Genomic DNA, 20,016 nt, shown 5'->3' on the forward strand with positions numbered 1-20,016 from the left:
TCCGGGAGTGCCGGGTCTTGTGTGCAGCGGGTTTCGGCATCATATTTGTCCACAGGCATGCTGGAGCTCCGCAGCGGCGCCTGGGCGTGGAAGCTCATCTTCCAGGGCGATATTCGCCGCCCGACACCGTAACTTCCACCGGAGCTTGAATGAGGAAACAATGGCTGATCTGAGAAATTACCAAACCCGAATGTCGCCCGCCGGCGCTCAGGCGGGTGCCGTGATTGACGAAGGCCTTCGCGCATACATGCTGAAGGTCTACAACCTGATGGCGCTTGGTCTGGCGATCACTGGCGTCGCGGCCTACCTGGCCTTCCAAATGGCGTTTTCGGATGGCCAGCTGACTGCCTTCGGTGCTGCGATCTATACGAGCCCGCTGAAGTGGGTGGTGATGCTGGCGCCGCTGGCGCTCGTGTTCTTCATGAGCTTCCGCATCAATAGCATGAGCGTTTCTGCCGCGCAGACGACGTTCTGGATCTATGCGGCCCTGATGGGCCTGTCGCTGTCGTCGATCTTCCTGATCTACACCGGCCAGAGCATCGTTCAGACGTTCTTCGTGACGGCCGCCTCGTTCGGCGCCCTGTCGCTTTACGGCTACACCACGAAGAAGGACCTGTCCGGTATGGGCTCGTTCCTGATCATGGGTCTGTTCGGCGTCATCATCGCGTCGATCGTCAACATCTTCCTCGCCTCTTCGGCGCTCGCCTTCGCGATCAGCGTGATCGGCGTGCTGATCTTCGCAGGCCTCACCGCCTACGACACGCAGAAGATCAAGGAAATGTACTACGAAGCCGATGACAGCACCGTTGCCGGCCGCAAGGCGATCATGGGCGCGCTGACGCTCTACCTCGACTTCATCAACCTGTTCATGTTCCTGCTCCAGTTCATGGGCAACCGGAACAACTAAGTCTGAACAGCACACGGAAAAGGCGGCTTCGGCCGCCTTTTTTGTTTGCTGAAGCAGCTTGAAAGCGTCCGGACTCCGTGGGAGTGAAAGGACGACGAAACCTTGGGATCAAAGTCTTTAGCCATGTCCCTGACCCTGCGCGACGCCACCCTGGCCGATCTTCCCGTTATCACCGAGATCTATCGCGAATCCGTGTTGCACGGCGTTGCGACCTACGAGATCAACCCGCCATCCGAAAAGGAGATGCGGGCCCGGTTCGAAACGATCATCGGCAGCGGCTACCCGTACATGGTTGCGGTAGACGCGGGCGGGACGATCATCGGTTATGCCTACGCATCCGGCTTCCGCACGCGCACGGCCTATCGTTTCCTGGTCGAGGATTCCATCTACCTGGCGCCGGAAGCGCGCGGCAAGGGTGCCGGCAAGGCGCTGCTGGTCGAGCTCGTCCGGCGTTGCACTGAACTCGGCTTCCGCCAGATGGTCGCGGTGATCGGCGGTGCCCATCCGGCCTCGATCGCCGTGCACCGGTCGCTCGGCTTCGAACTCCAGGGCACGATGAAAGCGACCGGCTTCAAGCATGGCCGCTGGCTCGACACGACGATCATGCAGCTCGCGCTCGGCGAGGGCCAGGCGACCGACCCGCCGGAAGACGTCTATCCGGACACCCTCTACCAGTGACCATCGCTTGCTGAAGAATGTCAGTCGGCGAAGCGCCTCGCAGCGCGCCGTAGGCAGGTCGTGCCGTTGCTGCCCGTGACGTCGGCGTGCGTCTCCTGATGGCACCCTTTCCCGGGTGGTCAGGTTTCCACCAGCCTCAGCACCTTGTCGAATACCTTGAGCACCTGGGCGAGCTCGTGACCGCGCTTCAGGATCGTGCCGTGAATGTTCAGCACGCTATAGGCGCCCTGTTTCGCGGCCAGTTTCGGGTTCTTCTCGATCCGGTAGAGCGGCATTTCGCCCGAACGCTTGAACACTGAGAAGACCGCGCGGTCCCTCAGGTGGTCGATCGCGTAGTCCCGCCACTCGCCTTCGCCGACCATACGGCCGTAGACCCACAGGATCTGATCCAATTCGCGACGATGGAAAGTGATGGGGGGAGCGTTCTTGGCGTTCTTGTATTCGTGAAGATCGACGACCACTTCGGAAGTGGTCTCGCGCTGATGGCGCGCCTCGCCTTGCGGCAAATCCGGCTCATCGGTCATCGGCAATCCGGCCTTCTGTTGTGACAGAACGATTACAGTGTGCCTGACACGAGCCGAAAAGCAAGCTGGAAGCCATGGGACGATGAGGTCATTTCTTGCCTCTGCCCCATTTCAGTCAAACCGGCGCCCCAATTCATCGCAAAACTCGCGGGCGCTGACGGACAGAGTCGTTGCCACCGTATGTCCGGTCAGATCGTCATGCTGCGGGAGTTCACCGAACGCAGTTATGGCCGGTTCGGTCCGGTAACTTCGAACCCTCAGCCCCAGCCCCTCGATGCTGCCGGGCCGAACCAACCCCTTGCGCTTCGCCGTCCCTACAATTTGCCCTGAGGGCCGGCGAGCACGGCCGCAGCGCCGATGATGGCACCCGGCGTTTCCTTGTCCTTCATCGATTGCAGCAGGATCGCGCAGCCGCTGTTTCCCGGGCGCTCGGTCAGCACCGTCGCCGGCAGCGTAAAGGACGCGGGCTGGCCGTCCCACATGCCGATCGTCTGTATGTCACGCACCGCATGCCAATAGGGGACTTCCTTGCCGCTGTTCTCCCCCTTCTCCATCTTCACGATCTTGGCGCGGTCGAAATAGACGACGACGACATTGGCCTTGCCGATGCCGCTACCGATTGTGATCTGGATTTCTTCGCCGAGGATCTTGGCGTCGACGGGAACGGCAAGCCCTTTGCCTTCCGCCTTCATCGTTTCCAGCCGCGTCTTGATTGCCTGCAGGTTGCCGCCGTTCAAGTGGTCGCGGCCGTTCAGGATTGCCTGGGGCGTGTAGACGCCGTTGCGCCCGAGCATGCGCGCATAGGCATATTGCCGCTCGGTGTTTTCCTTCGATGCCAGCGTGTCGGCCCAGCCGAGATAGTTCCAGTAGTCGACGTGATAGGCGAGCGCCACCACATCGCCCTCGTCGACCAGCGACTTCAGCGCCGCATCCGCCGGCGGACAGGACGAACAGCCCTGGCTGGTAAACAGTTCGACAACGCCCTTGACCGCCTGTTTCTCCTGCGCCCCGGCAGGGGCACCGGCGGCTGCGAGCAGCCCGAAAGCCAGTGCAACAGGGCGAATGAAAGAACGGTCTGCGGATGTCATGGCGTCACTTCGTTACCGGCCGGCGGCCTACTCCTTGTGGGGGAGTTCACTACATACGACGCCCCTGCATCAACGGGAAGTCACGTTGGAGTGAGGTGGCAAGTGAGCGCGACCCGGCACCGGATCGTCGGCAGGTGCACCTCAAAGAAAGAGCCGGGGCGCCTTTCGGCGTCCCGGCTCCAGAGCCTTGTATGCGCTCGCGCGATTAAGCGGCGAGGTCGCGCAGAACCGTCTGCAGGATGCCACCGTTGTTGACGTAGGTCACTTCATCCAGCGTATCGATACGGCAGACGAGCGTCACATCTTTCACGCTGCCGTCGCCGTAGGTTACCTTGGCAACGCGCTTTTCGCGCGGCTGGACATTGGCGAGGTTTTCGATCGTGACGATCTCATCGCCCTTGAGGCCAAGCGATTCCCAGGTCGTGCCTTCCTCGAAGACGAAGGGAATGACACCCATGCCGACGAGGTTCGAGCGGTGGATACGCTCGAAGGACTGCGCGATGACGGCCTTGACGCCGAGCAGGTTGGTGCCCTTGGCAGCCCAGTCGCGCGACGAACCGTTGCCGTATTCGACGCCGGCGAAGATGACGAGCGGAACGCCCTCTTCCTTGTACTGCATGGCGGCGTCGTAAATCGACATCTCTTCCTTGGACGGATAGTGGATGGTGTAGCCACCTTCCTTGCCGTTCGGGCCGAGCATGTGGTTGCGGATGCGGATGTTGGCAAACGTGCCGCGCATCATCACCTCATGGTTGCCACGACGCGTGCCGTACTGGTTGAAGTCGGCAACGCCGACGCCGTGACCGATGAGGTAGGCACCGGCCGGCGAGGCCGCCTTGATCGAACCGGCCGGCGAGATGTGGTCGGTGGTGATCTTGTCGCCGAAGAGACCAAGCACGCGGGCGCCCTTGATGTCGGAGATGCCCGAACCGGACTTGCCCATGCCGACGAAGTAGGGCGGGTTCTGCACGTAGGTCGAACCGTCGTCCCAGGCATAGGTCTGGCCCGGAGGAACCTGAACGGCCTGCCAGTTTTCGTCGCCCTTGAACACGTCGGCGTACTTGGTCGCGTAAAGTTCGCGGGTGACGTACTTGAAGATGAACTCCTGGATTTCCTTGGAGGTCGGCCAGATGTCCTTGAGGAAGACCGGCTTGCCGTCCTGGTCTTCGCCGAGCGGCTCGTTGGTCAGGTCCTTCTGGACGGAACCTGCAAGCGCGTAGGCGACGACGAGCGGCGGCGAAGCGAGGTAGTTCGCCTGGACGTCCGGCGAAATGCGGCCTTCGAAGTTACGGTTGCCCGAGAGAACGCCGGCGGCGATCAGGCCCTTGTCGTTGATCGTCTTCGAGATCGGCGCCGGCAGCGGGCCGGAGTTGCCGATGCAGGTCGTGCAGCCGAAGCCGACGAGGTTGAAGCCGAGCGCGTCGAGGTCCTTCTGCAGGCCGGACTTGGCGAGATATTCGCCGACGACCTGCGATCCCGGTGCGAGCGAGGTCTTGACCCACGGCTTGGACTTCAGGCCCTTGGCGACCGCGTTGCGGGCGAGCAGGCCGGCAGCGATCAGGACCGACGGGTTGGAGGTGTTGGTGCAGGACGTGATCGCAGCGATGGCAACGTCGCCATGGCCGAGATCGAAATCGGTACCTTCGACGGCATAGCGGTTCGAAAGCTGGCCCGGCTTCTTGTAGTCGCCTTCAAGCGAGGTTGCGAAGCCCGATGCGATGCTTTCGAGCGGGATGCGGCCTTCCGGACGCTTCGGGCCAGCCATGGCCGGAACGACGTCGCCGAGGTCGAGTTCGAGCGTGTCGGTGAAGACGAGCTCGGAACCGTCACCGTCACGCCACATGCCCTGAGCCTTGGAATAGGCTTCGACCAGCGCGATGCGCTGCTCTTCACGGCCGGACATGGTGAGGTAGTTGATGGTTTCGCTGTCGACCGGGAAGAAGCCGCAGGTGGCGCCGTATTCCGGACCCATGTTGCCGATGGTGGCGCGGTCGGCGAGCGTCATGTTGTCGAGGCCCGGGCCGAAGAATTCGACGAACTTCGAGACAACGCCCTTCTTGCGCAGCATCTGCACGACCATAAGCACGAGGTCGGTCGCGGTGACGCCTTCCTTGAGCTTGCCGGTGAGCTTGAAGCCGATGACCTCAGGCAGGAGCATGGAGACCGGCTGGCCGAGCATGGCAGCTTCCGCTTCGATGCCGCCCACGCCCCAGCCGAGAACGCCGAGACCGTTGATCATGGTGGTGTGGCTGTCGGTGCCGACGCAGGTGTCCGGGTAGGCGGTGACGACGCCATCTTCTTCACGGGTCCAGACGGTCTGGCCCAGATACTCCAGATTGACCTGGTGACAGATGCCGGTGCCGGGCGGAACGACGCGGAAGTTCTTGAACGCCTGCTGGCCCCACTTCAGGAAGCGGTAGCGCTCGCCGTTGCGCTCGTACTCGAGCTCGACGTTGCGGGCAAAGGCGTTCGGGGTGCCGAATTCGTCGACGATGACGGAGTGGTCGATGACGAGGTCGACGGGAACGAGCGGGTTGATCTTTTCCGGGTCGCCACCGAGCGAGACCATGGCGTCGCGCATCGCCGCGAGGTCGACGACAGCAGGCACGCCGGTGAAGTCCTGCATCAGAACGCGGGCCGGACGGTAGGCGATTTCGTTTTCAGCCGTGCCCTTGTCGTTGAGCCAGGCGGCAACGTTCTCGATGTCCTTCTTGGTGACGGAGCGGCCATCTTCGTTGCGCAGCAGGTTCTCGAGCAGAACCTTCATCGAATAGGGCAGCTTGGAAACGCCGGCGAGACCGTTCGCCTCAGCCTTGGGCAGGCTGTAATAGACGTAGTCGACACCGTTGACTGTGAGCGTGGAGCGACAATTGAAGCTGTCTAGGGATTTGGACACTGGATAATACCCCGTTCCGTCTGATCGCCAAAAACTGACGTACGAACGCCCGAGCGCCTGTGAAGCGCGAATTGGGATGCGGGTGCGGCCATTTCCGCTGTCCGTACGTGGAAATTCATTCCATGTTCGGCGCTAGGATGAAATTCACGCCGACCGCTGGCGTGTTGGCCGCCTTATAGATAATTTCTCCAAAACGTGCCAGAGCAACGAAGGTCGAAACGGGACTTTTTTTTGCCCTGCGACAAAGAGAGTGAAGGGAAGCTGAAAATTCATGCGCCTCATGGCTGAAGGGTTGAGCGCGAAGCGCGGTGAGGACCTGATTTTTAACGATATTTCCTTTATTCTCGACGCCTCGGAAGCCCTTGTCGTGACGGGTCCGAACGGCTCCGGCAAGTCCACTTTGCTGCGGGTTCTGGCGGGGTTGTTGAGGCCCGAAAGCGGGCACCTGAAACTTGAGAATGGCCCCCCGGAAATCGCCCATCCATCCGAGCTCAGCCACTATCTCGGACACCGCAACGCGATGAAGCGCGAACTGACCGTCGCGGAAAATCTTTCCTTCTGGCGAGACTTCATGGGTGATTCGCCCGGGGGGCGCGGCGCCACGCTCACCGAGGCGGTTGAAGCGGTCGGCCTGCCCGATATCGCCCATCTGCCCTTCGGTTATCTTTCGGCTGGCCAGCAGCGGCGCATGGCGATGGCCAAGCTGGTCATTGCCTATCGCCCGATCTGGATCCTCGACGAGCCGACCGCAGCGCTTGACGCCGGCGCCGACCGGCTGTTTGCCGATCTGGTGAAGGCGCATCTTGGCAAAGGCGGCATCGTCATTGCGGCGACCCACCAGCCACTCGGCCTCGACCGCACGAAGGAGCTGCACATGACGGGGTTCGAGCATCTGGCAGGAGATCACTGGCATGATGCATAGGGTCGCAATGCCTGGAAGCCCATTGTCGGAAAACGCGCGCGTGCCGATCCGGAGGTTGCCGCTATGATCGCGCTCTTTTTCCGCGATCTCAAACTGTCGATCCGCGCCGGCGGCGGGGCGATGATCGGCGTGCTCTTCTTCATGACTGTGGTGGCAGTCATTCCCTTCGGTGTCGGTCCCGACCTGAACCTGCTTTCGCGCATCGGTCCGGCGATCCTGTGGATCGGCGCGCTGCTTGCCTCGCTGCTCGGCCTCGACCGGCTGTTCCAGGCGGAGCGCGACGACGGCTCGCTCGACCTGATGCTGATGCAGGAAACGCCGCTGCTTTTCACCGTCTTCGTCAAATGTGCGGCGCATTGGGCGGCGACCGGCCTGCCGCTGGTGATTGCCTCGCCCTTGCTCGGCCTCTTCATGAACATGAGCGAGATCGCCATCGGCGCCACCATGCTGACGCTTCTGATCGGCACGCCGGCGATCACCTTCATCGGTGCAGTGGGGGCGGCCGTTGCCGTGTCGCTGCCGCGTGGCGGGCTGCTGGTTTCGATCCTTGTTCTGCCGTTGGCGATCCCGGTGCTGATCTTCGGTGTCAGCGCTGTCTATGCGGCGATCGAGGATCCGGCGCCGTTCCTGCCACCTTTGATGATCCTTGCGGCAATCACCCTGTTCTTCGCCGTCATCGGCCCGGTTGCCGCCGCCGCAGCACTTCGGCACGCGTCCGATTGACGCAATCGGGCCAGAACGGGCGAAAGTGTTTGCGGCATTCCCATGGATTTGTCGCTAAGCTGTTCAGATCGATAACATTTATGATCCGCGTTCCAAATCGATCGTGATCGGGCGATTGACGCGGATCAATTGCAGGCGGGCGCCTTAAGCGCTAAAGAGCGACCATGAGCGAAAACAGCCTGGCCATCCGCAAATTCAGCGATCTCGCCAACCCGACGCGGTTCCTGGCGCTGGCCGACCGTTTGTTGCCCTGGCTTTCCGGGCTGACGGCGCTGTTCTTCGTTGCCGGCGTCTGGCTTTCCTTCACGACGGAAGGTGATTACCAGCAGGGCGAAACGGTGCGCATCATGTATGTGCACGTGCCCGCGGCCTGGCTGTCGATGATGTGCTATTCGGTGATGGCCTTGGCAGCTCTCGGTACGCTCGTCTGGCGCCATCCGCTTGCCGACGTCTCCTCGCGCGCGGCAGCCCCGATCGGCGCCTGTTTCACCTTCCTGGCGCTCGTCACCGGCTCGCTCTGGGGCAAGCCGATGTGGGGCACCTGGTGGGTCTGGGATGCGCGGCTGACCTCGGTCTTCGTGCTGTTCCTTATGTATCTGGGGCTGATGGCGCTCAACCGCGCGATCGACGATCCGGCGCGGTCCTCCAAGGTTTCGGCCATTCTGGTTCTCGTCGGCTTCGTCAACATCCCGATCATCAAGTTCTCGGTCGAGTGGTGGAACACGCTGCATCAGCCGGCGAGCGTCATGCGGCTCGACGGACCGACGATCGATCCGGAGTTCCTGTGGCCGCTGATCGTGATGGCGATCGCCTTCACGCTGTTGTTCTTCACGCTGCACATCGCCGCCATGCGCAACGAAATCCTGCGCCGGCGCGTCACGGCGCTCAGGCGCCTTGCGGCCCGTGCTGCCGGACGGGGAGCCCGCGCACAATGATGAGCCACGCCGCCTACGTTTTCACGAGCTATGGAATAGCCACGCTGACGGTCCTCGGTCTGATTGCCTGGGTCGTGCTCGACGGTCGTGCCCGCCGGCGTGAACTCACCGAACTCGAAGCCGCAGGCATCCGCCGGCGCTCGGCCGAACCGGCTTCCGGAGAAACACGATGAGCAACGCACCCGCTCCGGGTAACGAGGAGCGCAAACCCGGCCCCATGCGTTTCGTGCTGGCGGCGCTGCCGCTCGTCATCTTCGCCGGGCTTGCGGCGATCTTCTGGAGCCAGCTCAATTCCGGCAAGGACGTGAGCGAAATCCCCTCCGCGCTGATCGGCACCAAGGCGCCGAAACTCGACATGCCGGCGCTCGAAGGTGCGACGCGCGACGGCCAGCCGATGCCGGCTTTGACCGATGCGGCGATCAAGGGCAAGCTGACGCTCGTCAACGTCTGGGCCTCCTGGTGCGTGCCTTGCCGGCAGGAGCATCCCTTCATCCTGGAACTGTCGAAGGATCCGCGGCTGACCGTCGTCGGTATCAACTACAAGGACCAGAACGAAAACGCGCTCAGGTTCCTCGGCGAACTCGGCAATCCCTTCTCCGCCATCGGCGTCGACCCGCGCGGCAAGGCGGCGATCGACTGGGGCGTCTACGGTATTCCGGAATCCTATCTCGTCGGCGCTGACGGCACGATCCTCTACAAGCGCGTCGGCCCGTTCGACGAAAACAGCGTGAAGACGGGTCTGCTGCCGGCGATCGAAAAGGCGACTGCGGGTTCGTAACCGCTCCCGGCATTAGCTCTCATTCAGATGGGAGGGATTTGCTCCTCATCCGCCTGCCGGCGTTCTGCCCGCAAGCGGGGCGAAGAAGACACGTAGCGCTCGGTTGCCCTAAACTCTCGCATCGCATCGACGGCATAAAACCGTGCTTTCCCTGCCGGGCAGTCGTGGAATGAAGTGAGTGCCTCAAGTCCCTTCGCCCCATCTGCCGGAGAAGGTCGCGGATGCGGGATGAGGGGCTGCGACGGCGACCGAAGCCCGCTTAAATCCCCGCCTGCCAGTCCCTGACCGCATCCAGCGGCCAGACGAGCATCAGTACGTTGAGCGTGAGATTGTCGCGGATCAGCCAGCCGGTGAAGAGCTCGAAGACGATGGCGACCGTTATGGTCAACCAGACGGGCATGCGGGCGGCAAACAGGAAGCCGGCGGCCATGGCCAGTGTATCCATCGTCGAATTCAGGATGCTGTCGCCGAAATAGTCGAGCGAAATCGTTGCGGAGCGGTAGCGGTTGATCACCATCGGCGTGTTTTCGGCGATCTCCCAGGCGGATTCGATCACGGTCCCAAGGAAGAGCTTTGCCGTCAGCGGCTTGCCGCGCAGGAGCAGATGGCCGAGGCCGTAGAACAGGAAGCCGTGGATGATGTGCGACGGTGTGTACCAGTCGGCGATATGCTGCGAGTTGCCGCTGGATTTGACCACGGGCTCGAACAGTTTGACGTAGCCGCATTCGCAGATCCAGAGGCGACCCATCAGATGCTGGGTGACGATCTGGATGATGAGAACAGCAAAAAAGGCGGCGAGCCAGAGGAGTGCGTGCCGGTTGCGGCTGTCATTCTCCTCGAGCATCGTGCTCACTCGGCGTTCTCCTGGTCAAGCGAGTGCTTCATGATCAGCGGCATCTGGGCGAGCGTAAAGAGAATGGTGATCGGCATCGTGCCCCAGACCTTGAAGGCGACCCAGAAATCGGTCGTGAACGAGCGCCAGACCACTTCGTTGAGCACGGCGAGAACCAGGAAGAACAGGCCCCAGCGCAGCGTCAGCTTGCGCCAGCCGGCCTCATCCAGCTTGAAGGCGGAGTGGAAGACGTAGCCGAGCAGCGACTTGCCGAACAGCAGGCCGCCGAGCAGGATCGTGCCGAACAGCGTGTTGACGATCGTCGGCTTCATCTTGATGAAGGTGTCGTTCTGCAGCCAGAGCGTCAGCGCGCCGAAGACGAAGACGACGATGCCCGAAATCAGCGGCATCATCGGCAGGGTGCGGGTCAGCAGCCAGGAGACGGCAAGCGCGATTGCGGTCGCGGCCATAAACAGGCCGGTGGCGATGAAGATCGGACCGCCGAGTTCGGCGAGCGCCGGAAAATGCCCGGCCAACCATTCGCCACGCGAATTGGCAAAGAAGAAGACCATCAGCGGCCCAAGCTCCAGCACCAACTTGAGCAAGGGGCTGACTTCCTTCTGCGGCTTGGCAGCCTCGATCGACGACATCTGGGGGTCCTGTTTCTGCATGTACCTGCTGCTCATAACACCAGCTTTGCGGCAAAACCATATCAAGGCAACGGGCCGGCGTAACTACGCGCAGGCCCGATCGCCCCGTCAGGCGGCAACGCCGGCGATCGCCTCGGCAAAATCCTTGGCTTCGAACGGCTCGAGATCGTCGATCCCTTCGCCGACGCCGATGAAATAGACCGGCAACTTGTGCTTGGCGGAGATGGCGACGAGGATGCCGCCGCGCGCCGTGCCGTCGAGCTTGGTCATGATCAACCCGCTGACGCCGGCGACGTTGCGGAAGATCTCCACCTGCTGCAGCGCGTTCTGGCCGGTCGTGGCGTCGAGCGTCTGCAGCACGGTGTGCGGCGCATCCGGATCGAGCTTGCCGAGCACGCGCACGATCTTTTCGAGTTCGGCCATCAGTTCCGCCTTGTTCTGCAGGCGGCCGGCGGTGTCGATGATCAGGACGTCGGACTTCTTCTCGCGCGCCTGCTGGAAAGCCTCATAGGCAAGGCCAGCGGCATCGGCGCCGAGTTTGGACGAGACGATTTCGGAGTTGGTGCGCTCGGCCCAGATCTTCAGCTGCTCGATCGCCGCGGCCCGGAAGGTGTCACCGGCGGCGAGCATGACTTTCAGGCCCGCGCCGGAAAGCTTGGCGGCGAGCTTGCCGATCGTCGTGGTCTTGCCGGTGCCGTTGACGCCGACCACCAGGATCACGTGCGGCTTGTGGCTGAGATCGAGTTCCAGCGGCTTGGCGACGGGCGAAAGCACCTTGGTGATCTCGCCGGCCATGATGCGCGACACGTCCTCGCCCGAGACATCCTTGCCGTAGCGTTCCGAGGCGAGCGTGTCGGTGATGCGCATCGCCGTTTCGACGCCGAGGTCGGCCTGGATCAAAAGGTCTTCGAGATCCTGCAGCGTCGCTTCGTCGAGCTTGCGCTTGGTAAACAGGCTGGCGATCTGGCCGGTCAGTTGCGACGAGGTGCGCGCGAGGCCGCGGCGCAGGCGCTGGTACCAGCTGAGCTTTTCCTTCGGCGCGGCGACGAGTTCTTCCTTGGGCTTGCGCTCTGTGGCGGAGAAGCCCTTGGGCAAAGCGGGCGTAGCAGTGGGCTCGGCCTCGGCTGTCTCGGTCGGCGCGACGTCGGTGGCGGCTTCTGCTGCGTTGGCTTCTGCGGTCTCGATGCTTTCGCGGAGGGCTCCGGCTTCACCCCCGTCTGCCCTGCCGGGCATCTCCCCCACAGGGGCGGAGATCACGCTGGGCTCGCTCTCGAGTTCGGAAGCAAGCGTTTCGGTTGGCGTGACCTCGTCTGCTTCGGCAGTCGTGACGTCGCTTGCCGTGGGTTCGGCATCGTCAGCAGCTTCCTCGATTCTCTCGACGATTTCGGCCTCGCGGGAGGCTACGATGATCTCATCGGAGGGAGCAGGCGCCTTGTGCGCAACAGGCGCCGCAGTCTCGGTGGCAGCTGTTACTTCCTCAGCTGTGGCCTCGGTCTCCGTCTGCTCTCTCCCCTTGAGGGGGAGATGTCCCGAAGGGACAGAGGGGGGTATCGCGGCTTCAGTCTCGGCCGGCGTTACCACAGCTTCGACCGGGGCGGCTTCGTCGCGCGCCAGCTCTTCGGCGTCGTCGGAGGCCGGGCCACCGGCCGTCTCGATCTCGGCCTCAAGCACCGGATCGTCGTCGGACAACGGCAGGGTCTCGATGTCGACAGGTGGTTCGAAGGCGGTTTCCGGGCTCTCTTCGACGATCTCTGCCTCGGCAACGGCGGCAGGCGGTTCGACCGCCTCGGCGCTCGGCTCCGGCTGCGCCTCGACTTCGGGCGCAGAGACGATCGTCTCCTCCGGTACACCTTCCGGCGGCTTCGTTTCCTCCACCGCGCCCTTGCCGAAGGTGAAGATCCTCTTGATGAAACCCATTGCCATTCAGGAATTCCGCATAAATCAGGCCGCAGCCATCTGTTTTACCTGCATCGTCAGATGCTTGCCATTGTGGCCGGTGATTGAGACCGGGACAAGCGCACGGGGCGTCAGGTCAGCCGCGTCGACGAGCGTGAAGTTTTGTGTGTGGGCAAGCCCGTTGTTCTCGACCAGGATCGTCTGCTCGCTGCCGACCATACCTTCGAGGTGGCGGGCGTAGAGCGTCGCGCCGACGGCGCGAAGCCGCGCAGCACGATCCTTGACGAGCGCCCGGTCGAGCTGCGGCATGCGTGCCGCCGGCGTGCCGGGACGCGGGCTGTAGGGAAAGACGTGCAGATGCGCGATGCCGCAGTCCTCGGCGAGGCTCGCGGCATTTTCGAACATCTCTTCGGTCTCGGTCGGAAAGCCGGCGATCATATCGGCACCGAGGCTGATATCGGGGCGCAAGCGCCGGACCTGATCGGCAAAGGCGCGGGCGTCGGCGCTCGAATGGCGGCGCTTCATGCGCTTCAGGATCAGGTCGTCGCCATGCTGCAGCGACAGGTGCAGGTGCGGCATGAAGCGCGCCTCGTCGGCGATCAGGTCGAAGAGGTGTTTGTCGGCCTCGATGCCGTCGATCGAGGAAAGCCGCAGGCGGCGGATTTCCGGAACCTGTTTCAGAAGCGTCTTCGCCAGCAGCCCGAGGGTCGGCGTGCCCGGCAGGTCGGCGCCGTAGCTGGTGGCATCGACGCCGGTCAGGACGATCTCGCAATAGCTACTCTCAACCAGCCTGCGCGCCTGGTCGACGACGGCGCCCATCGGCACGGAGCGGGAATTGCCGCGGCCATAGGGGATGATGCAGAAGGTGCAGCGGTGGTCGCAGCCGTTCTGCACCTGGATGAAGGCGCGCACGTGGCCATCGATGTGCTTGACCATCTGCGGCGCGGTGGCGCGCACGCTCATGATGTCGTTGACCCGCAGCTTTTCTTCAGCCGAGACGCCGAAATCCGGCAGTGAACGATAGGAGGCGCTCTTCAGCTTCTCCTCGTTGCCGAGCACGGCGTCGACCTCGGCCATTTCGGCGAAGGTCTCTTTTTCGGTCTGGGCGGCGCAGCCGGTGACGATGATGCGGGCATGCGGATTGTCGCGCCGGGCACGGCGGATCGCCTGGCGCGCCTGGCGCACGGCCTCGCCGGTGACGGCGCAGGTGTTGACGAGGATGGCGTTGTTCAGCCCCGCCTTTTCGGCTTCCGCCCGCATCACTTCGGATTCGTAGGTATTGAGACGGCAGCCGAAGGTTATGACCTCGACGCCGCTCAAAGCGCCCGGGCTCCGCCCGCTTCGGCCTCGTCGCGCTGCCAGGTTCCCGTCGTCGGGTTCAGCGTGCCGGACCATTCCCATTCGGCAGGTCCCGTCATGACGACATGATCGTCGTGCTCACGCCATTCGATCGTGAGCTTTGCCGGGGCAGGGGCGGATGCGACGTCGATCACCACCTTGCGGCCGGTGCGGCCGGTGCGCGCGGCGCTGACCGCAGCCGCGCAAGCTGCCGAGCCGCAGGCAAGCGTCAACCCGGCGCCGCGTTCCCAGGTGCGGGTGCGCAGCGACGAGGGCGAAAGCACCTGCGCCAGCGTGATGTTGGCGCGCTCGGGAAACATCGGATGGTTTTCGAGCAGCGGGCCGAAACGATCGAGATCGAAGGACATCGGGTCCTTGTCGACCCAGAAGACGGCGTGCGGATTGCCCATCGACATGGCCGAGGGCGAGTGCAGGACGGGATTGTCGATCGGTCCGATCTGCAGTTCGATGCGGCTCGTATCGGCAAATTCCTCGGCAAGCGGGATCTTGTCCCAGGCAAAGACCGGCTTGCCCATGTCGACCGAGATCGTGCCGTCCTCATGCTCGGTGGCGTTGAGGATGCCTGCAATGGTCTGGAAGGTGAAGGCCTTCTTGCCGGTTTCGGCGGCCAGTGCCTGGACGACGCAGCGCGTGCCGTTGCCGCAGGCCTGGGCCATGGAGCCGTCGCAATTGACGATATCGATCCAGGCGTCGGTGCCCTGAGCCTTGGGGTCGTGGATCGCCATGATCTGGTCGAAGGCGGTTGCCGGATCGGCATTGAGCGCGATCGCAGCGGCCGGCGTCACCCGATCCTTCCGACCGCGCATGTCAACGACGAGGATCTTGTTTCCAAGCCCGTTCATCCTGGCAAATTGCACGTTGTCGGTCATGTCGCGATTGTCCAAACGGGGCCCGCTCCGGGCGGGCCATCCTTCATTCGGGCTGTATATGGCGGAAAAGCCCGGAAAATACCAGTGCCGCCTTTATTCGGCTCCCTCGCCGCCGGTCGGTACATCGAAGATTTCGCCGGGGCGAAGCGGCCGGAAGCGGCTGCGGGCGATGCCCGCCGCATCGAGCGCCCGTTCCAGCGCCTGTCGCGGCTCTTCGACGCCCTCGTCGGTCAGGCGAAACGTACCCCAATGGTGGCCGGCGACATGGGCGGCGGCGCAATCGACCATGCCGCGCACGGCTTCCTCCGGGTTCTGGTGCTGGTCCTGCATGAACCAGCGCGGCTCGTAGGCCCCGAAGGGCAGGTTGGCGAGGCGGAAGGCGCCGTGTTTTTCGCGGGCGGCGCGATAGTTGATGCCGTCGTGAAAGCCGGTATCGCCGACGTGGTAGATCTTGCCGGCCGGCGTCTCCACGACGAAGGCGGCCCAGAGCGCCATGCGCCGGTCGCGCGAGCCGCGCGCCGACCAGTGGTGGCAGGGCTCGGCGTGAAGAATGACGTCATCGCCGCAATCGAGCTGGTCGCCCCAGTCGACCACGTCGATCTCGACGTCGGGAACGGCGCGGCGGATGATCGTGTCGTTGCCGAGCGGCGTGACGATGCGGGGAGCATGTTCCTCGTGAAGGGCTGCCAGCGTCTCGACATCGAGGTGGTCGTAGTGATTGTGGGTGACGAGCACGATGTCGATCGGCGGCAGGTCGTCGAGTTCGATGCCGGGTGCGTTGCGGCGCTGCGGGCCGGCAAAGGCAAACGGGCTGGCGCGATGCGACCAGACGGGGTCGGTGAGAATGTTGAGCCCATGCACCTGGATGAGCAGCGTCGCGTGTCCGACCATCGTCACGCGCAGGCGATCGCCTTCGACGCTGAGTTCAGGCTTCACCGGCGCGAACGGGCTTGGATTGTGCGCGGGCCAGCGCACCTTGCCGCTGCCGAACTGCCAGCGCAGGAGATCTGCCGCGCCCTTGGGCGGTTTGCCGTCGGGATTGAAGAACCTGGTGCCGTCGAAATGATCGGTGACGGGACCTTGGTAATAGGGATTGCGTGTCTTCATCCGGGCGGTTCGCCTTGGTTGAAAGGTCAAGGTTTAATAAATTCTTGAAGACAGCAACTGGATTGCTATCGTGGTTTCATGCTCGTTCGATTCGACCCGCAAGAACGTCTCTACAAGACCCTGAAGCTGGTCCGCTCCATCCATCTCAATATGCAGCGCTCGGCAGAACATATGCTCGATGGTGCCGGCATATCAGTGGCGGAGCGGGCGGTTCTCGAACTTTTTTGCGAAACGCCGCTGACGGTGCCGGAAGCCGGACGGCGCCTGTCGATGAAACGGCAGTTCGTGCTCAGGGTCGTCAACGGGCTGATGGACAAGACGTTGCTGGAAAGACGGCCGAACCCGGAACACCGCAGCGCCTATCTTTGTGCGCCGACGGCGGCCGGGCGTGATCTGTTCGCGGAAATCCATCGCCGCGAGGTGGAGTTGCTGCATGCCTTGCTCGGCGATATCAACCAGACCGAAGTGGTGGCCGCACTTCGGGTGATGACGCGGGTGTCGACCGCCTTCGAGCAGCTGGCCGGCGAACTCGACGACGCCGGCATGGACGAGGCGCTCTGAGCCGAAAGCGCCTCATTTGCCTGCCGTCCTTGACTTTTGCCGCGCTTTCCTGTTTATCCGCGCCAATTCCTTCGCAAGCTCAAGTCTTCGAAGCCACCGACCGGGTCCCGTAGAGGTATAAAGAGAACCCGGAGGTCAACACCCGACAGCGCGTGGCGCCCTCGGGTGGTTTTTGGCTTTGCGCCTTGTTTTCTGCGCGAAGGAACCCACGTTTCCGGCGAGTTGATCGCCACCGGAAACCAGAAGGAAGTGAGAATGTTCGAGAGCCTCCAGGACCGCCTTGGTTCCATATTGAATGGACTGACCGGCCGCGGCGCATTGTCGGAAGCCGATGTTTCCGCTGCGCTCCGCGAGGTTCGCCGTGCGCTGCTCGAAGCCGACGTCGCGCTCGACGTCGTGCGCTCCTTCACCGAAAAGGTTCGTGAAAAGGCCGTCGGCGCCGAGATCCTGAAGTCGATCAAGCCCGGCCAGATGGTCGTCAAGATCGTCCATGACCAGCTCGTCGAGATGCTCGGCTCCGAGGGCGTCACGATCGACCTCAATGCGCCGGCGCCGGTCGTCATCATGATGGTCGGTCTGCAGGGCTCCGGTAAGACGACGACCAGCGGCAAGATCGCCAGCCGGATGAAGACCAGGGACAAGAAGAAGGTCCTGATGGCATCGCTCGACACGCGTCGTCCGGCAGCCCAGGAGCAGCTTCGTCAGCTCGGCGTGCAGACCGGCGTCGACACGTTGCCTGTTATTGCCGGCCAGTCGCCGACCGATATCGCTGCGCGCGCCGTTCAGGCTGCCAAGCTCGGCGGCCACGACGTCGTCATTCTCGACACGGCGGGCCGTACCCATATCGACGAGCCGCTGATGATCGAGATGGCGGAGATCAAGCGGAAGTCCAATCCGCATGAAATCCTGCTCGTGGCAGATGCGCTGACCGGTCAGGACGCCGTCAACCTCGCCCGCAACTTCGACGAACGCGTCGGCATCACCGGCCTGGTGCTCACCCGTATGGACGGCGACGGCCGTGGCGGTGCAGCGCTGTCGATGCGTGCGGTCACCGGCAAGCCGATCAAGCTCATCGGCGTCGGCGAAAAGATGGGCGAACTCGAAGAGTTCCACCCCCGCCGCGTCGCCGACCGTATCCTCGGCATGGGCGACATCGTCTCGCTCGTCGAGAAGGCTGCCGAGAACATCGACGCCGAGAAGGCGGCTGCCATGGCCGCCAAGATGGCCAAGGGCAAGTTCGACCTGAACGACCTCGCAGACCAGCTCGGCCAGATGCAGAAGATGGGCGGCATGGGCGGCATCATGGGCCTGATGCCCGGCATGGCCGGCATGAAGGACAAGATGGCCGCGGCCGGCCTCGACGACAGCCTGTTCAAGCGCCAGCTCGCCATCATTTCGTCGATGACCAAGGCCGAGCGCGCCAACCCGGATCTGCTCAAGCACTCGCGCAAGAAGCGCATCGCCGCCGGTTCCGGCACCGATGCCGCCGACATCAACAAGCTTCTGAAGATGCACCGCCAGATGGCGGACATGATGAAGATGATGGGCGGTAAGGGCAAAGGCGGCATGATGAAGCAGATGATGGGCGGCCTTGCCAACAAGATGGGCCTTGGCGGCCTCGGTGGCGGCGGCATGCCTGATCTCTCGAAGCTCGACCCGAAGCAGCTCGAAGCCCTGCAGAAGCAGGCGGAAGCCGCCGGTCTGAAGCCGGGCGGTATGCCGGGCCTTGGCGGCGGTGGCCTGCCAGGTCTGGGCGGCGCCAAGCTTCCGGGTCTTGGTGGCGGCTTCCCCGGCCTTCCCGGCCTGCCGAAGAAGAAGTGAGGATCGCTTAAAAGATGATTGATCCCGAAATCAAAAAGGAATTGGCGGGCTACCGGCAGTCGATCGACAATATCGATGCCGCGCTCGTCCACATGCTGGCTGAACGCTTCCGCTGCACCCAGGCAGTCGGCGTTCTGAAAGCCAAGCACGAACTGCCGCCGGCCGACCCGGCGCGCGAAGAATACCAGATCGAACGCCTGCGCCGCCTGGCCAAGGATGCCAATCTGGATCCGGATTTCGCCGAGAAGTTCCTGAACTTCATCATCAAGGAAGTCATCCGGCATCATGAAGCCATCGCCGCCGATCGCTCGCATTCCGCGGGCAACGCCGGCACAAACCATTCCGCTTGAACCAAGCGGTCAAGAAAGCCTGCAAGGAGTTACTCAAATGGCACTGAAAATTCGTCTCGCCCGTGGCGGTTCCAAGAAGCGTCCTTACTACCAGATCGTCGTTGCCGACGCCCGCAGCCCGCGTGACGGCCGCTTCCTCGAGAAGATCGGCTCGTGGAACCCGATGCTCGGCAAGGACGACGAAAAGCGCGTCGAGCTCGACGCCGAGCGCGTCAACCACTGGATCGCCCAGGGCGCCCAGCCGACCGACCGCGTTCTGCGCTTCCTCGACCAGGCCGGTCTCGCAAAGCGCCCGGCTCGCAACAACCCGACCAAGGGTGCCCCGGGCAAGAAGGCTCAGGAGCGCGCTGCTGAAGCCAAGCAGAAGGCTGAAGACGCCGCTGCTGCTGCTGCTGAATAACAGCCGGCGAACGGTCCGCAGAGTGATCGGCGGTCATCTGCCGACGCAGCTCTCCGGCTGGCCGTGACTTAAGGAAACGGGTGGCATTTCCATGCCGCCCGTTTTCCGTTATGTGCACCGAGATATACCGAAACGGACGCGGACGATGAGCAAACTCGAAAACCCGGTTCTGATGGCGACGATCGGCGCGGCGCAGGGCCTGCGCGGCGAGGTCAGGGTCAAGTCCTTTACCGATGATCCGACGGCGCTCGGCGAGTATGGCAATCTGCACAGCGCAGACGGCCGTGTGTTCGAGGTGCTGGAGATTCGCGAGGCGAAAAACGTGGTCATCGTTCGCTTTCGCGGCGTCAATGACCGCAATGCCGCCGAGGCGCTCAACGGTCTCGACCTGTTCATCGAGCGCGACAACCTGCCCGACGACGATCTCGACGAGGACGAGTTCTTCTATGCCGATCTCGAGGGCCTGGAAGCGATCGACGGCAATGGCACGAGCTACGGCAAGGTCAGCGGTGTCTTCGATTTCGGCGCCGGCGATCTCCTTGAGCTGAAGGGGCCAGGCCGACGTCCGGTGCTGATCCCGTTTACCGAATGGTCGGTGCTGGAGATCGATCTGGAAGCGGGGCGGCTGCTGGTCGATCCGGTTGCGGCCGGCCTTACCGACGACAAGGACCAGGATCCGGGTAGTCCGTTTTCCGCGAAGCGCAAGTGAGCATTGCGGCC

At 63.1% G+C, this 20,016-nt stretch carries 21 protein-coding genes; 12 read left to right on the plus strand and 9 right to left on the minus strand.

Annotated features, from left to right (window positions below; genetic code table 11):
- The first annotated feature begins 160 nt into the window (after positions 1-160).
- Both ASE71_RS13040 and ASE71_RS13045 read left to right on the plus strand, forming a co-directional pair.
- The gene (locus ASE71_RS13040) at positions 161-907 is read left to right on the plus strand and encodes a Bax inhibitor-1/YccA family protein (RefSeq protein WP_034802850.1); all 747 of its coding nucleotides are present in this window, start codon (positions 161-163) and stop codon (positions 905-907) included.
- Positions 908-1,030: 123 nt separating this feature from the next.
- The gene (locus ASE71_RS13045) at positions 1,031-1,585 is read left to right on the plus strand and encodes a GNAT family N-acetyltransferase (RefSeq protein ID WP_034802847.1); all 555 of its coding nucleotides are present in this window, start codon (positions 1,031-1,033) and stop codon (positions 1,583-1,585) included.
- 119 nt (positions 1,586-1,704) lie between these two features.
- Here the strand turns inward: ASE71_RS13045 and ASE71_RS13050 are convergent, their stop codons facing one another.
- The 3 genes from ASE71_RS13050 to acnA all read right to left on the minus strand — a co-directional run bounded on the left by ASE71_RS13050 (position 1,705) and on the right by acnA (position 6,093).
- Positions 1,705-2,109 (minus strand): DUF2794 domain-containing protein, encoded by a 405-nt coding sequence (locus ASE71_RS13050; RefSeq protein WP_034802844.1) that lies wholly within the window; start codon positions 2,107-2,109, stop codon positions 1,705-1,707.
- 314 nt (positions 2,110-2,423) lie between these two features.
- Entirely contained in the window at positions 2,424-3,197 is a 774-nt protein-coding gene (locus tag ASE71_RS13055) for a DUF1223 domain-containing protein (RefSeq protein ID WP_060521460.1), read from the minus strand.
- A 205-nt stretch (positions 3,198-3,402) separates the two neighbouring features.
- Positions 3,403-6,093: an aconitate hydratase AcnA gene (gene acnA / locus ASE71_RS13060; RefSeq protein WP_060521459.1), complete on the minus strand. Its 2,691-nt coding sequence runs from the start codon at positions 6,091-6,093 to the stop codon at positions 3,403-3,405.
- A 271-nt stretch (positions 6,094-6,364) separates the two neighbouring features.
- Between acnA and ccmA the strand changes: the two genes are divergently transcribed.
- The 5 genes from ccmA to ASE71_RS13085 all read left to right on the plus strand — a co-directional run bounded on the left by ccmA (position 6,365) and on the right by ASE71_RS13085 (position 9,451).
- Positions 6,365-7,015, plus strand: a complete 651-nt coding sequence (ccmA, locus tag ASE71_RS13065) for a heme ABC exporter ATP-binding protein CcmA (protein WP_034802834.1) — start codon at positions 6,365-6,367, stop codon at positions 7,013-7,015.
- Between the two features lie 63 nt (positions 7,016-7,078).
- Complete coding sequence (ccmB, locus tag ASE71_RS13070; RefSeq protein WP_034802831.1) at positions 7,079-7,738, plus strand: heme exporter protein CcmB; 660 nt, start codon at positions 7,079-7,081, stop codon at positions 7,736-7,738.
- 164 nt (positions 7,739-7,902) lie between these two features.
- Positions 7,903-8,673, plus strand: a complete 771-nt coding sequence (locus tag ASE71_RS13075; RefSeq protein WP_034802828.1) for a heme ABC transporter permease — start codon at positions 7,903-7,905, stop codon at positions 8,671-8,673.
- Positions 8,670-8,846 carry a heme exporter protein CcmD gene (gene ccmD / locus ASE71_RS13080; protein WP_082566526.1) on the plus strand — a complete coding sequence of 59 codons (177 nt, stop codon included), beginning with the start codon at positions 8,670-8,672 and terminating at the stop codon, positions 8,844-8,846. Before ASE71_RS13075 ends, ccmD begins: the two co-directional genes overlap by 4 nt.
- Positions 8,843-9,451, plus strand: coding sequence for a DsbE family thiol:disulfide interchange protein (locus tag ASE71_RS13085; protein ID WP_060521458.1), 609 nt, complete (start codon positions 8,843-8,845; stop codon positions 9,449-9,451). Before ccmD ends, ASE71_RS13085 begins: the two co-directional genes overlap by 4 nt.
- A gap of 259 nt (positions 9,452-9,710) precedes the next feature.
- On the opposite strand, the gene ASE71_RS13090 is transcribed toward ASE71_RS13085, so the two are convergent.
- The 6 genes from ASE71_RS13090 to ASE71_RS13115 form a co-directional block, all read right to left on the minus strand.
- A complete protein-coding gene (locus tag ASE71_RS13090; protein WP_060521574.1) occupies positions 9,711-10,295 on the minus strand; it encodes a DUF2585 domain-containing protein in 585 nt (194 codons plus the stop codon).
- Between the two features lie 5 nt (positions 10,296-10,300).
- Positions 10,301-10,933, minus strand: a complete 633-nt coding sequence (locus ASE71_RS13095; RefSeq protein WP_113293123.1) for a septation protein A — start codon at positions 10,931-10,933, stop codon at positions 10,301-10,303.
- A gap of 108 nt (positions 10,934-11,041) precedes the next feature.
- Positions 11,042-12,856 carry a signal recognition particle-docking protein FtsY gene (gene ftsY, locus ASE71_RS13100; RefSeq protein WP_060521456.1) on the minus strand — a complete coding sequence of 605 codons (1,815 nt, stop codon included), beginning with the start codon at positions 12,854-12,856 and terminating at the stop codon, positions 11,042-11,044.
- 18 nt (positions 12,857-12,874) lie between these two features.
- Positions 12,875-14,149 carry a tRNA (N(6)-L-threonylcarbamoyladenosine(37)-C(2))-methylthiotransferase MtaB gene (gene mtaB, locus ASE71_RS13105; protein WP_060521455.1) on the minus strand — a complete coding sequence of 425 codons (1,275 nt, stop codon included), beginning with the start codon at positions 14,147-14,149 and terminating at the stop codon, positions 12,875-12,877.
- Positions 14,146-15,057: a diaminopimelate epimerase gene (gene dapF, locus ASE71_RS13110; RefSeq protein WP_060521573.1), complete on the minus strand. Its 912-nt coding sequence runs from the start codon at positions 15,055-15,057 to the stop codon at positions 14,146-14,148. The genes mtaB and dapF overlap by 4 nt, the downstream gene beginning before the upstream one ends.
- Positions 15,058-15,150: 93 nt before the next feature.
- A complete protein-coding gene (locus ASE71_RS13115; RefSeq protein ID WP_034802812.1) occupies positions 15,151-16,164 on the minus strand; it encodes an MBL fold metallo-hydrolase in 1,014 nt (337 codons plus the stop codon).
- Positions 16,165-16,242: 78 nt separating this feature from the next.
- On the opposite strand from ASE71_RS13115, the gene ASE71_RS13120 reads away from it, so the two are divergent.
- The 5 genes from ASE71_RS13120 to rimM all read left to right on the plus strand — a co-directional run bounded on the left by ASE71_RS13120 (position 16,243) and on the right by rimM (position 20,005).
- On the plus strand, positions 16,243-16,725 hold the full coding sequence (locus tag ASE71_RS13120) for a MarR family winged helix-turn-helix transcriptional regulator (RefSeq protein ID WP_060521454.1): 483 nt from the start codon (positions 16,243-16,245) through the stop codon (positions 16,723-16,725).
- 255 nt (positions 16,726-16,980) lie between these two features.
- Positions 16,981-18,546, plus strand: coding sequence for a signal recognition particle protein (gene ffh / locus ASE71_RS13125; protein WP_060521453.1), 1,566 nt, complete (start codon positions 16,981-16,983; stop codon positions 18,544-18,546).
- Positions 18,547-18,560: 14 nt separating this feature from the next.
- Complete coding sequence (locus tag ASE71_RS13130; protein WP_034802805.1) at positions 18,561-18,896, plus strand: chorismate mutase; 336 nt, start codon at positions 18,561-18,563, stop codon at positions 18,894-18,896.
- Between the two features lie 37 nt (positions 18,897-18,933).
- Entirely contained in the window at positions 18,934-19,296 is a 363-nt protein-coding gene (gene rpsP, locus ASE71_RS13135) for a 30S ribosomal protein S16 (RefSeq protein ID WP_060521452.1), read from the plus strand.
- Positions 19,297-19,441: 145 nt separating this feature from the next.
- A complete protein-coding gene (gene rimM / locus ASE71_RS13140) occupies positions 19,442-20,005 on the plus strand; it encodes a ribosome maturation factor RimM (RefSeq protein ID WP_034803120.1) in 564 nt (187 codons plus the stop codon).
- Positions 20,006-20,016 lie beyond the last annotated feature (11 nt).

This window comes from Ensifer sp. Root954, assembly GCF_001429005.1.
Lineage (GTDB): Bacteria > Pseudomonadota > Alphaproteobacteria > Rhizobiales > Rhizobiaceae > Ensifer > Ensifer adhaerens.